The sequence below is a fragment of the Flavobacterium sp. ZT3R18 genome, assembly GCF_007097385.1.
In the GTDB taxonomy this organism is placed as follows: Bacteria; Bacteroidota; Bacteroidia; order Flavobacteriales; family Flavobacteriaceae; genus Flavobacterium.
This window is the reverse complement of sequence record NZ_VJZS01000004.1, coordinates 280,486-293,813: the sequence shown is the minus strand read 5'-3', so window position 1 is coordinate 293,813 and position 13,328 is coordinate 280,486. Positions and strand designations below refer to the sequence as shown.

Here is a 13,328-nt window from a genome sequence, read left to right as displayed (position 1 = left end):
ATTGATCCCCCTGTTCCTGCAACGGCTGATCCAACATTGGTTGTCCCATTTCGCAATTGGTAGTTGATACCGCTTACCGAAGCTCCAACGGTAATGTTGGTTCCTGTTCCTGAACAAATAGAACCTGTTCCTCCCAATACTAAACTTGCATCAGGCAAGGCATTTACCGTAATCAAAACCGGAACAGAAAAAGCACTTGAACAAGCATTACTTTGAACAACCGCCCTGAAATAAGTATTTGCTGTTAGATTACCAATAGTTGCACCAGTTAGTGTAGTTGCTGTTCCTGCAATATCAATTGGAGCAGTAAAGGCAAGGTCACTGGACTTTTGCCATTTCACAACCGAGCCAGTATTTCCAGACAAAGTCAAACCCACCGGTGAAGTTCCAGAACAAATTATTTGAGCAGCTAAAACAGTTCCTCCAAATGCAGAAGCATTATACGTAATAACACTAATATTTGTTCCAGTGTAACCACCATCGTTTGTAATGGTCCCCATTCCATTACCAGTTGCTGTAGTTTCAACAGTATCTGGCAAAGAACCTAAAGTACCATTAGCATCGCCATCAATAAATCCTGCTTCGATAACGTCATTACATCCATCATTATCGGAATCGATATCAAACTGATTCAGAATTCCATCTTTGTCAGCGTCATATCTATCATCTATTCCGTCAGCATTAGTGTCAAGGAAACCTGACACAAGTGGATTAAAATAATTCGGTATTTTCGAACCCCCTGTAAAAGCAAATGGATCAGGCAAAACACCATTTTCAACCGTATCCAAAATACCATCATTATCATCATCCAAATCACATTCGACACTTACTGTATCGCTATCTATATTTCCGCCATAGTTCGGGTTCTCTACAGGAATATATAAGGAAACATTCCCTCCTACTAATCCATCTTGAGAGCCATTCCTAGTTGCATTCGTATGCTGGCCACCAATACCTCCAGTTGCACTAAAAGTAACATTTGCAGGTAATGAAGCCAGCGAATAAAGCAAAGCACCACCACCACCACCACCACCGGGTCCGTGTTGAATAGTTGTACCTAAATCTTGTCCATCACCACCTTTGACATTAACTGTAAGATTTCCTGTAAATTTAGGGGATTTTAGCACAACAGTACCCCCTGCGCCACCACCACCACCACCGTCAGGGCTACCTGAAACAATAACTTGTGTAGGTGAAAAACCGTTGGCTATAATTGAGTATCCATTACCTATAATTTCATTAGCAAAAATAATTACTATACCACCCCCATCTGCGGCAGAAGAAGGATTCCCTGTAGTCACGTAACCTGTTCCACCAGCTCCACCAAGAAATACTTTATCTTGAGAGAAAAAACTACTTAAAGGTTTCCCTCCAATACCTCCTGCATTTGCACCATCAACATCACACCAACGTTTACCACCTTCTCCACCAGCTCCATAATTGGAACCACCTCCACCACCAGAATCTCCAGCAATACCTGCTCCACCACCATTTGCACGCGGAGCTCGCCCTCTTGAACTTCCAGCTGCGTCAACTACAATACCATCTCCTTTAGTAAAGGATCTAGCATCTGTAGACCCCAAAGTAAATAGAGAATTTGGAGTGTCACTACAGTTATCTACAGTTCCATTAGTCAACATTTGAATCCCTTCAAAACCTTTACCTGCCACATCAATATTGGCATTAAAATTCAATTTATCAGCATAGATTGCCAATACACCACCTGTTTTAGTAGCATCACTCCACTCATTAGCAGTCAAAACAGAAGTAACATTAACCGTTCCTGTGTATTTAGGAATTTTAACTATTTGAATCAATCCTGTTAAAGTATAGTTTTTAATCAGAGGATATTTAGGCGTTATAATATTCCCCGAAATACTTTTAATTTCGAAAAACTCATAATTACCAGCGTTATTTATAGCTGTTATTGCCCCCCCAGCATTTGAATTCGCTGTATTAATATCTGCCCCCTTCATCTGAATAATGAGGACTTTATCACCAACCGCAAGTCCAGTTGTACTACCAACCGTAATGGTATGAACTGTAGTTGTACTACAGGCAGGAGCAAGAGGCTGAGTAATCCCAATAACCTCAAAATAAGTATTGACCACTCCACCGATATTTGTCTGTGCAAACCCGCTCAGGCCAAACATCAAAAAGATAGCAACCAACAACATTCGCCAGCAAGCATCTTTTTTAATTCTAAAAAAATTCAAGAAAGTAAAATTTACCATAAATTAGAAACTATTATAAAAATTGAAAAACAAATATTAACTTGGTACTATATTTAATCTTTTAAGCAGGCTCAAAAAGCCTTACTTCTTAACTCAAAATTGTCACACAAAATGTGGCATTAAACTAAAGAAGCTGAAAATAACCATGCTTGCTACGACGTTTTATTTTTACATCGTGCATTTTTTATTTCCAATGTCAAAAGTAAAGGCAAAAAAACGGAGGAAATAGTCAATTCGGACATATTTACAAAATGTTAAATTCGCTCTGTTTTCTAAAAAAAAGAAACCCCCTAAAACAGTTTAAACAACCACATAAGTAATTTAAAAACAAATACTTATATTTTTTGTTGTTTCAGAAAAAGAGCCTTAAAAAAGTAATGAAAAATCACTAAAAAAGCGATTAAACGTTAAATAAAATAGAAAAAAAACATTTGAAGTAAATAAAAAACGTACTTCGGATGGTAGTTTACCAAAGCGTTTTTTAAAACTAGAAGCAAATCTACCCGCACAATCATAACCAGTTACAGTCGCAACAATCTGAATATGAATATCCGAATTTTGAATTAACTGCATAGCCAGTAGCATGTTTTTTTCTTTGTGGTATTGCAACATAGAAAACCCAAAGCATTCTTTGAAATCTGATTTTAATTTTGTGGGGGACGTATTTACATCCTTTGCAATACATTTAATACCAACAAAAGGAAGATGTAAATTATGCAAAATCATTTTCTCAGCCTTGGCAACATTATAGTAATCTAAATTACTTAACGAAACATTATCTAAAATACGACTGTCGTTAAAAGAATTATCAAAAAATTCGACAATCAATTTCATACAGTCTTTCTTAAAACGAACTGTATCAAATTCCTCTACATTTTCAGTCTTCAAAGTTTTAGTGATTTTTCGAGCCAAATCATGCGCTTTTGGTGCGATGTCTAACCACGTATAAGACCCTTTTTCACCATTCAAAAACTTTTTAATAGCTTTCTTTTGAGGGAATTTTTTGGAGGTAAGATTACTATTTGCCCATTCTTTATTGATAGCAAAACTAAAAAATTTACCCGTGGTACCTTTATAGAAATAGGTCGCCACTTCGGTTTCTGGTTTACTGAATGTCCAACAAGTGCTAATGAGTTTAACATCCTCCGAATCTTTGAATGGAAATTTATATTCAAAAACAGAAAATGTCAATAGATAATATTCACTGGATTCATTTTTATCATAACCTGACTTAGCGATTATGTTTTCCCGAACATCCATTTCGGTAGCCAAAAGCCAAAAACCTTCTTCAATTTTGCGATAGTGCATCGTTGCTTCATAAAGAGGAGTATTTAAATAAATACTCTGTTTTGAAGGTATATGATCGGTAATTGGCAATCTTATTATACTATCCAACATTACTTGTGGAGAATTGAATAAATAAGGGAATTCAAAAAAACCATCCTTAAGAAGAAAAAGATATTTTTGAATATGTTTAGGCCAATTATCTATGGTCATACTTAAAAAAACAAATTATTTATGTTAATCAAGAGTCGAAATTCCTTTATTGAAAACGCTCTAAATACAATTGGTTTTATACATTTCGGCTTAGTCAATGAGCTTAACTTTAAAGCTTTCTCTTTTATAAATCCTACAAAAAAACAATACAAATACTACGCCATTGATATAATAAAAATTATCTCTATTTGACCACTTTAAGATTTTTTTAAAGTAGAATACCTTCCAATAATTAAAATTTCCATAGTGATTCTTACCTACAATATAAACCAATAAGATTCAAAATTTACAATTGTAAAATTAAGAATTAAGAATTATTTACCTATTAAAAACCGATTAAAAGCTTTTTTAACCGACAAAATGCACAATCATCGACAATTAGCGTTTTTTAAGAAACCCAAACACCTAGGACAACTACGCAAGAAAACACACAAACACTTACAACTAACTCACTGACAACCAAATCATTTATTTTAAATAAATACTATACTTCTTTCAAAAACATCAAGACATCAATAGCGGTATTAGATGCTCGCCTTTAACCCTATTTACTCCATAAAAAAAACCGTTAGCACTTAGTTTTGTAAGTAATAACGGTTTATACTTATTGTGATATTCCTTTTATGCTTAATGTAAATCGCTTAATTCCACAAATAACAGCATTTTTAACTTACATTCCTTTTAAACAGATATAAAATATACAGCTACTCCTTAAGCTTCGGAATGAAAAGGTTAACCCTGTAAGAAATAGTAAGAACATATAAGTTATTGCTTTTTTAGACCCTAGCTTAAATGACCTTATATTTCTTATATGGTTAAAATCTAACTTTACTATTTTTTCCATACATTATTTAATGGAGTTGCATCCATATAAATACCATTATCAAGAGTTACCGATTTTATTTTTTTATTAGATTTCAAGGTAATTACTGCATTTATTTGATTGGTTTCCCAAAGGGTTGGAGTTTGATGTAAAATCTCTTTTGAATCATCATTGTACACAATAACGGCGTCAAAAGGAATCGCAAAACCACCAACATTTTTAATCCAAATTGTATTTTTTGAATTTAAATCTTCTACTTTTTCAATTGCAATATCAATGTGATTATTGGTAAAAAACCAATTATTAAAAAACCAATTTAATTTTTTCCCTGAACTGGTATTCATACAGTTAAAAAAGTCCCAAGGAATTGGATGTTTCCCGTTCCATGTATCCATATAAAAATGCAATGATTTTTTGAATTGATCATCTCCAAGCATATCTTTCAGGGCGAGATACGAAAGAGAAGCTTTACCATAGGAATTATTGCCATAACCCGCATCCGAAACCTGTGTAGACATAGAAATTATAGGCTGATCCTCTTCGGTCGATGGGTCATTAATATAATGATCTACTCTAAATTCCTTGTAAAACTTATCAGCTGCTTCTTTACCATGCTCGGCTATTCCTATCAAATATTCAAGGGTAGTTGCCCAACCTTCATCCATAAATGCATATCGGGTTTCATTTATCCCCATATAAAATGGAAAATAAGTATGTGCTATTTCATGATCCTGCACCAATTGAGCAAAAACGGCGTCTCCCATTTGAGAATCATTAACCATCATAGGATACTCCATATCTGCAAATCCCTGGAAAGCAGTCATCTTGGAGTACGGATAAGGAATCCCTGGCCAATTATTAGAAAACCAAGCTAATGCATAATTATTATTCTTAACTGAGTTTAAAAAATCGGTTCCCTTTATGTCATAGGCGGCTTGCGTACTGGTACGACGGTTGGTTTTTGTATCTACAACGACACTTCCGGCATCCCACAAATAATGATTGCTCAATGCAAAACAAACATCGGTAATGTTACTGGCTTGAAATTTCCAGCTATTCCATTCTTTTTGTTGCGTCACACGCCCCTCTTTCAATTCTTGTTCATTGGCAATGCGTATTACCTCATCTGTGGTATATGATTTTTTTAAACGAGCGGCAAATTCAGGCTGTAAAACCTCATCGGGATTTAATAAATCCCCAGTTCCATAAACCACATAATTCTTGGGAGCTTTGACCGTATAAGTATAGTCATTAAAATCATTATAAAATTCTTGACGATCGGTATGAGGTAACCTGTCCCATTTATTGTAATCATCAAAAACGGATACTCTAGGATAGCTATAGGCAATATAAAAAGTAGTTTCGTCTATTTGCCCTTCTCTTCCACTTTCTTTAGACAATGGGTAATTCCATTCAATTTCGAGGGTTGCTTTGGTTTTTGGAAGCATGGGAGTTTTCATTTTTACATTACCAACAGTCTCCCATTTTCTGGCATCTTCTTTGTAAACTTCTCCATTTATTTTTAAAGATGTAATGGTCAATCCATTTGATAAAAAGTCCTCACTTACACCACCTCCTCTTGGCGAAGAGGGCTTATGCAAATTATTCACAAAACGGATCACCATATTTCTCAAAGTGTCATTGCTATTATTTTTATACACAATGGTTTCTGTTCCACTCACTATTTTTGTAGTTGCGTTTACAGTAATATCCATAGTGTAGGTACCGTGATTTTGCCAATACTTTTTACCGGGTTTACCATCCATAGAACGGGTTTCTCTTGCGTAAGCTTCCTTGATGTTTCTTGGCATGTAGAGCTCTTGGGCAAAAGTACTTTGTGTACATAAAACAAGTACTAAAACGAACAGTTTCAATGGAATTTGTTTTTTCATTTTTGATTCTTAAGATTGTGATTCCTTTCATAAGTCTCAAAAACTTCTCTTTTGTAACAAAAAAACCGCTCTTTTTTATAAAAAAACAAAAAGACAAATGCAAATTATAAATGATAAAACGCCTTTAAGAGAAACCGAATCAATAGATACAAAATAGCTGCAATTAAAGCAAAAGCAATACTAAAGCTAATGAGATTAACTACTATATTGGGAATAAATTTTAGTTTGGGATGCACATAATAAGGTTCACGATGTAAATGTTCGTGCATCTTTTTGGCAGCTATTTTTATTTTCTTTTTGATATTATTATTTTTGGAAAGTTAATACCTAACCCTACAAATGTAAACAATTCATAATCAACTAACAACAATACCACACCCAAAAATAACTAATCATAGTCAACAACAAGACTCTCTTTTCCTGTATAAAAATGAGAAACACCTTCGTCCTTCCAGATGTATTCGTATAAGCTTGAAAATCCTTGATTAGATATAGTAACATCATCAGGATTGCCTTTGCTGAATTTCACCATATCAATATGCATTCCTTTCCATATAAAGTTATTAGCCAGTTTTACACAATCTTCTTTGCTCCATTCAGGATGTAATTTCTTAATACTTCCTGCTTTGCTTTTCATAAACTGAATATTTTTCTTTTCAAAAGCAAGTGCTTTTTTATGGTTTTCGGAAGCCTGGTATTTTTTGTTTAATGCGTTAGTATACTTTTCTAGTTTATCCAGAAAAGCGGATGCTTCTTCTTTATTGTCTATTGCTTTATAAATATACAATATACTATCCAGATTTACATAATACTTGGTTTTAACAATTGATGTAGTGGCAGTATTAAACCTTAAATTATTGATAGATTCTGCATTCTCTTTAGAAGAAAAGTATACAGAAACAATTAATCCAACTACAATTAATAGGATTGGTACATTATTTTTCATCTGTAATGTTATTTATTTTTAAAGAATTCTATCTTTTTATTAATTTCATTATTGTCCTGTTGACCTATAATAAAAATAAGTATTAATAGTATTTTGCAGCCCTTATTAAACACTACTGATCACTTACTTCAAATACACAAAAAACACTCTTTAACTAACTGAAATTAAAACAAATAGACTATCTACTCAATTATTAAATTAAGATATAATACATTCTAATTTAACATCTTAAAAGTACAACATAAATTCAATAAAACAGACAAAATGCATTTTTTATCGACAAAATACATTTTAAAGATAATAAAAACAAGTTTTAGACTACAATTAAACATAAAACAAAAATAACCGTCTCATTCCTAGAAATAAGACGGTTATAAAATCGCATAAAACGATATTACAATATATAATCGGTATTGATAAAATTTGATGCTGCGCTATTCAACAATTCCTGCAAAATTTCATTGTTATAGGCATTGTCTTTGGAAGCTACAAAAGTTCGTATCGAAAAAGAACGCAGGGCATCATGAATACTCAAAGTACCAAAAGCAGAATCTTTTCTTCCTGTAAATGGAAAAACATCCGGTCCTCTTTGGCAAGAACTATTCAGGTTTACTCTACAAACCAAATTCACCAAAGTATCAATAAGCGGCGCAATGGTTTTGATGTTTTTGCCAAACAAACTCACTTGTTGTCCGTAATTCGATTCGGCCATATCGTTTAACGGTTCTTGAATGTCTTTGAAAGTCAAAATGGGCACCACTGGTCCAAATTGCTCTTCATGATACACTCGCATTTCTTTATTTATAGGAAACAAAACTGCAGGGAATATAAAATTATCCGAGTGCTCGCCTCCCTTTGCATTGATTACTCTGGCTCCTTTGCTGGTTGCATCATCGATTAATTCCTGAATATAAGCTGGTTTTTCGGTTTCGGGCAATGGCGTTAAAGAAACCTCTTTATCCCAAGGGTTTCCAAATGCCAACGAATCAACTTTGGTAGCAAAACGTTTATTGAATTCTTCAGCAATAGATTCGTGTACGTATAAAATTTTCAGAGCGGTACAACGTTGTCCATTAAAAGATAAAGTTCCTGCAATACATTCTTGAATAGCCAAATCCAAATCGGCATCTGGTAATATTATCGCTGGGTTTTTGGCTTCTAGCCCTAACACCAAACGCAATCTATTTTTGTTTGGATGCTGGTCCTGCAAAGCAATAGCCGATTTACTGTTTCCTATCAAAGCCAGAATATCTACTTTTCCAGAACGCATTATTGGCGAAGCGATTTCACGTCCTCTTCCATAAACAATGCTGATTACTCCTTTTGGAAAACTACTTCTAAAAGCTTCCAACAAAGGAGAAATCAATAAAACACCGTGTTTAGCCGGTTTAAAGATTACTGGATTTCCCATGATTAATGCAGGAATAAGCAACGTAAACGTTTCGTTTAGTGGATAATTGTAGGGGCCAAGACACAATACAACCCCAAGAGGTCCTCTACGCACCATGGCATTTATCCCTTGTACTTTAGAAAAATGAGCACTTTGGCTGTTTAATTCTTTATAGCTTTCTATAGTATCATTAATATACTCTACAGTTCTATCAAATTCTTTTTCGGAGTCGCCCAGGGTTTTTCCTATTTCCCACATCAAAAGTTTAACTACTTCGGTACGGGTCGTTTTCATTTGAGCAACAAAATTTTCCATACATTTAATACGATCGACCACTTTCATGGTTGGCCATAAACCTTGTCCGTTATTAAATGCATTTTGTGCTGATTCTGCCACTTCTAAGGCTTCTGCTTCTCCCATAAACGGAATAGACCCCAATAATGTTGGTTTATATTCCACGGTTGAAGAAATTGTAGAATAAACTTCTGTCGTTTTTCCTGTCCATTTTTTTAATTCGCCATTTACTAAATACGTATCTTGTACAAGTGGCGTTGTGATTTGGAATTCTTGTGGTATTGCATTCATTCTTTTGGTTATTTTTGGTTATTATATTTAAATTAAAAAAAGAGGCTTATGCCTCTTTTTTAGTTATACAGCTAGACTATATCGCCATTCCATTCTATGATTCCACCCAGTAAATTATAAGCGTGTGCTATACCTAACTCGTTCATGATTTCGCAGGCTTTTGCGCTTCTCACTCCAGAACGGCAATAGACATAATAATTTTTACTTTTATCTAATGCTTCAATAGCATCAATAAACTCCTGACCCTTATGAATATCAATGTTAATAGAACCTTCTATTATGCCTTGATCGCATTCGTCTTCGGTTCTTACATCTAGTATTACTGCATTTTCATCGGCTTCAAATTGAGAAACCCATTCGTCTTGTGATAAATTCATAATAAATATTTTTTTGTAAAAATACGAGGTTTTCCTCAAACAATCGACCTCTTTACTGTGAATTACCCAATAAATCGTAGAAAACGATTTCGTAAAGTACTAATATGCAGCATATAGCATTTTTATCTAATTAAACCATAAAATAGTGCTGTTTTTTACTTCGCAAATTCGATTTTTAATAATTTGAGTTTTAAGCAATTCAGGAATGGCACAAAACTTTGAATTACCTCTAGCTTTAGATCAGCAATGGGCTGAATAGTTACCTCCTTTTTAGTACTTTTACAGTACGGATACTTCAACCCATTTCAAAATAAATTCAAAATGCCAGAGCAGTTAAAAAAAATATTCCCTTCCTTTTCGAACGAATTGATTCAAGACATAAAAACAAACGAAGTCATCAAAAACTTTAGTTCAGGCGAAGTTATCATGCGCACCGGGCAGTACATCAAAAATACAGTTCTGATTACCAAGGGAACCATCAAAGTCTATCGGGAAGATATTGATGGTGGCGAATTTTTCATGTACTACTTACAACCCGGACAAGCATGTGCATTATCTATGGTATGTGCGACCAAGAACGAAAAAAGCCAAATTATGGCAAAAGTCATTGAGGACGCCGAAGTGGTTATGATTCCTTTATCCTTAATGGACAAATGGATGATGCAACATAGAAGTTGGTATGAATTTGTAATTGGCACTTACCGAAACCGCTTTGAAGAAGTTCTAGAAGTTATTGACAGCATTGCTTTTAGAGCTATGGATGAACGCTTGGAATTTTATCTAAAACGGCAAGTTGAAGCTTGTGGCTGCAAGGAACTCAAACTTTCCCATCAAGAAATTGGATCGGATTTAAACACCTCCCGAGAAGTCATCTCTAGACTACTCAAAAAAATGGAACAAAGAGGTTTGGTCGTTTTACACCGCAACCAGATTGAAATTTTGATGTAGATTATTAGTAGTTTTCAGTCGCAGTTTTCAGTTTTCAGTTTTCAGTCGCAGTGAAAAGTACAAAATCGTTAAAATTCTATTTTCTTTTTCTTTACTCTATTTTCTATTTTCTAAATCTAAACTCTAAACTGAACACAGTGTGACAAAAGTTACTGTAAACAAAAAACAGTCTTCTCATCTTTGCAGTAAATAAAAAAACATATGGAATACTTCGGTTATTTGGCTTCTGTCATAATAGGACTTTCTTTAGGATTAATAGGTGGTGGTGGATCTATTTTAACCATTCCCATTTTGGTTTATTTATTCAAAATAGACCCAAAACTAGCCACTAGTTATTCTTTATTCATCGTTGGAATTACCGCTTTATCGGGATGTTTCAGTCATTATAAAATGGGAAATCTCAAAATTAAATCAGCATTGTATTTTGCCGTTCCTTCCGTATTTTCGATATTAATTATCCGAGAAGTGATTTTTCTAAAGATTCCCAATGTGATTTTTACCGTAAACGATTTTCAAGTGACCAAAAATTTTCTGATCATGATTATTTTTGCAGTCTTGATGATGGCTGCTTCTTTTTCTATGATTCGAAAAACCAATTCTCATATACACTCAACCGGTGTCAATTATTTGCAATTAGCATTTATAGGCGCTGTCGTTGGGATTGTAACCGGTTTTCTGGGTGCTGGCGGTGGATTTTTAATTATTCCAGCCTTGTTGTTTTTTGCCAATCTACCCATGAAACAAGCTGTAGGGACTTCATTATTGATTATTTTTATTAATTCCTCCATTGGTTTTATGGGCGATTTATATATTGGAACTCCTATAGATTATCCTTTTTTATTAGGCATTTCGAGTATCGCTTTTATAGGAATGCTAATTGGCACACAACTCTCGAAAAGAATGGACGGAAACAAAATCAAGCCCATTTTTGGATGGTTTGTTTTGGTCATGGGAATCTATATCATTATTAAGGAATTTTGCGCTATTTAGTGATTAGTGAATAGCCGTTAGTGATTAGCTAAGAATCTTAAATCATAAGATGAATGTTATTGAAATTTGTACAACCAAAGGCCAATCACTATTAACTAATTACTAATTGTCAGAATTATCACAGTAAAAAACTAACTAAACTTTCGTTAAAGTAACAATTATCACTTTTAATCTCAAAAAACGGAATTAACTTTGTACCACATTAAAATTAAAACACCATGCAAATAGAACAAATATATACGGGATGTCTGGCACAGGGTGCTTATTATATCACTTCCAATGGAGAAGCGGCTATAATAGATCCGCTTAGAGAAACACAACCCTATCTGGACAGAATCGAGCGCGATGGAGTCCAACTGAAATATATTTTTGAAACCCATTTTCATGCCGATTTTGTTTCCGGACATCTCGATTTAAGTAGAGAAACTGGCGCAACGATCGTTTATGGTCCAACAGCAAAACCCGAATTTGAAGCGACCATTGCTCTAGACAACCAAATCTTTGAAATAGGAAATATCAAAATAAAAGTACTGCACACTCCTGGTCATACCATGGAAAGTTCTACGTATTTGCTAATAGACGAAAACGGAAAAGACCATGCTATTTTCTCTGGAGACACCTTGTTTATAGGCGATGTGGGAAGACCTGATCTCGCTCAAAAAGCAGCATCGATGACCCAAGATCAATTAGCAGGATTGTTGTTTCATTCGTTAAGAGACAAAGTAATGCCTCTGGCAGATGACGTAATTGTATATCCCGCCCACGGTGCCGGTAGTGCCTGCGGAAAGAACATGAGCAAAGAAACCGTGTCGACCATTGGGAATCAAAAAGCGACCAATTATGCTTTGAGAGCCAATATGACCGAAGCCGAATTCATTACCGAAGTGACCGATGGACTACTCCCTCCCCCAGCCTATTTTGGAATGAATGTAGCCATGAATAAAAAAGGGTACGACAGTTTTCAACACGTATTGCAGCATGGCCTGCACTCTTTATCTGTGGCTGAATTTGAAACTTTGGCTGAAGAAACGGGTGCCTTGATTTTAGATACCCGAAATAATGGCGATTTCAGCAAAGGCTACATTCCACAATCTATAAACATTGGTATTAATGGCGATTTTGCCCCTTGGGTTGGCGCTTTAATTGCCAATGTAAAACAACCCATTGTCTTAATTACCGAACTTGGAAAAGAAGAAGAAACTGTGACTCGTTTGAGTCGTGTGGGTTTTGATAATTTAGTGGGACATTTAGAAGGTGGTTTTGAGGCTTGGCAAAAAGCCGGCAAAGAAATCGACACCGTAAACCGAATCAACGCAGACCAATTCAAAACAGAAGTGAAAATTGGCGAAAGCAAAATCATCGACATTCGCAAAGAGAGTGAATACAGTGCCGAACATATCGAAGACGCTTTCAGCAAACCACTCGCCAACATCAACGAATGGATAAAAGACATCGACCCAAATAAACATTTCTTTATGCATTGTGCCGGCGGGTATCGCAGTATGATTGCGGCATCGATTTTGCAAGCCCGTGGTTTTAGAAATTTTACCGAAATTGAAGGTGGGTTTAACGCCATTGCCAAAACCGATATTCCTAGAACCGATTTTGTGTGTCAAAGCAAGATGCAATAGAAAGATGCAATTTCA

General features: G+C 34.9%; 8 protein-coding genes and 1 pseudogene. 3 read left to right on the top strand and 6 right to left on the bottom strand.

The genetic code is table 11. The annotated features are described in order from the left end of the window. From FNW52_RS07165 to FNW52_RS07140, 6 genes and pseudogenes are all read right to left on the bottom strand, one after another. Positions 1–2,234 (bottom strand): annotated as a pseudogene (locus tag FNW52_RS07165) (hypothetical protein); the annotation flags it as partial. 366 nt (positions 2,235–2,600) lie between these two features. Next, positions 2,601–3,731 carry a helix-turn-helix domain-containing protein gene (locus tag FNW52_RS07160; RefSeq protein ID WP_143376778.1) on the bottom strand — a complete coding sequence of 377 codons (1,131 nt, stop codon included), beginning with the start codon at positions 3,729–3,731 and terminating at the stop codon, positions 2,601–2,603. An 831-nt stretch (positions 3,732–4,562) separates the two neighbouring features. After that, positions 4,563–6,446 carry a M1 family metallopeptidase gene (locus FNW52_RS07155; RefSeq protein WP_143376777.1) on the bottom strand — a complete coding sequence of 628 codons (1,884 nt, stop codon included), beginning with the start codon at positions 6,444–6,446 and terminating at the stop codon, positions 4,563–4,565. A 388-nt stretch (positions 6,447–6,834) separates the two neighbouring features. Further along, positions 6,835–7,392, bottom strand: coding sequence for a hypothetical protein (locus FNW52_RS07150; RefSeq protein WP_143376776.1), 558 nt, complete (start codon positions 7,390–7,392; stop codon positions 6,835–6,837). Between the two features lie 394 nt (positions 7,393–7,786). Continuing rightward, on the bottom strand, positions 7,787–9,367 hold the full coding sequence (locus FNW52_RS07145; protein ID WP_143376775.1) for an NADP-dependent glyceraldehyde-3-phosphate dehydrogenase: 1,581 nt from the start codon (positions 9,365–9,367) through the stop codon (positions 7,787–7,789). A gap of 71 nt (positions 9,368–9,438) precedes the next feature. Further along, on the bottom strand, positions 9,439–9,744 hold the full coding sequence (locus FNW52_RS07140) for a rhodanese-like domain-containing protein (protein WP_143376774.1): 306 nt from the start codon (positions 9,742–9,744) through the stop codon (positions 9,439–9,441). 321 nt (positions 9,745–10,065) lie between these two features. On the opposite strand from FNW52_RS07140, the gene FNW52_RS07135 reads away from it, so the two are divergent. From FNW52_RS07135 to FNW52_RS07125, 3 genes are all read left to right on the top strand, one after another. Then, complete coding sequence (locus tag FNW52_RS07135; protein WP_143376773.1) at positions 10,066–10,692, top strand: Crp/Fnr family transcriptional regulator; 627 nt, start codon at positions 10,066–10,068, stop codon at positions 10,690–10,692. A gap of 201 nt (positions 10,693–10,893) precedes the next feature. Beyond that, the gene (locus FNW52_RS07130; protein ID WP_143376772.1) at positions 10,894–11,682 is read left to right on the top strand and encodes a sulfite exporter TauE/SafE family protein; all 789 of its coding nucleotides are present in this window, start codon (positions 10,894–10,896) and stop codon (positions 11,680–11,682) included. 218 nt (positions 11,683–11,900) lie between these two features. After that, the gene (locus FNW52_RS07125) at positions 11,901–13,313 is read left to right on the top strand and encodes a rhodanese-like domain-containing protein (protein WP_143376771.1); all 1,413 of its coding nucleotides are present in this window, start codon (positions 11,901–11,903) and stop codon (positions 13,311–13,313) included. Positions 13,314–13,328 lie beyond the last annotated feature (15 nt).

What these genes read in the sequence shown, in the direction of transcription:
- FNW52_RS07150 (WP_143376776.1), bottom strand. Translation starts at nt 7,392, where the DNA reads ATGAAAAATAATGTACCAATCCTATTAATTGTAGTTGGATTAATTGTT.
- FNW52_RS07135 (WP_143376773.1), top strand. Translation starts at nt 10,066, where the DNA reads ATGCCAGAGCAGTTAAAAAAAATATTCCCTTCCTTTTCGAACGAATTG.
- FNW52_RS07140 (WP_143376774.1), bottom strand. Translation starts at nt 9,744, where the DNA reads ATGAATTTATCACAAGACGAATGGGTTTCTCAATTTGAAGCCGATGAA.
- FNW52_RS07160 (WP_143376778.1), bottom strand. Translation starts at nt 3,731, where the DNA reads ATGACCATAGATAATTGGCCTAAACATATTCAAAAATATCTTTTTCTT.
- FNW52_RS07125 (WP_143376771.1), top strand. Translation starts at nt 11,901, where the DNA reads ATGCAAATAGAACAAATATATACGGGATGTCTGGCACAGGGTGCTTAT.
- FNW52_RS07145 (WP_143376775.1), bottom strand. Translation starts at nt 9,367, where the DNA reads ATGAATGCAATACCACAAGAATTCCAAATCACAACGCCACTTGTACAA.
- FNW52_RS07155 (WP_143376777.1), bottom strand. Translation starts at nt 6,446, where the DNA reads ATGAAAAAACAAATTCCATTGAAACTGTTCGTTTTAGTACTTGTTTTA.
- FNW52_RS07130 (WP_143376772.1), top strand. Translation starts at nt 10,894, where the DNA reads ATGGAATACTTCGGTTATTTGGCTTCTGTCATAATAGGACTTTCTTTA.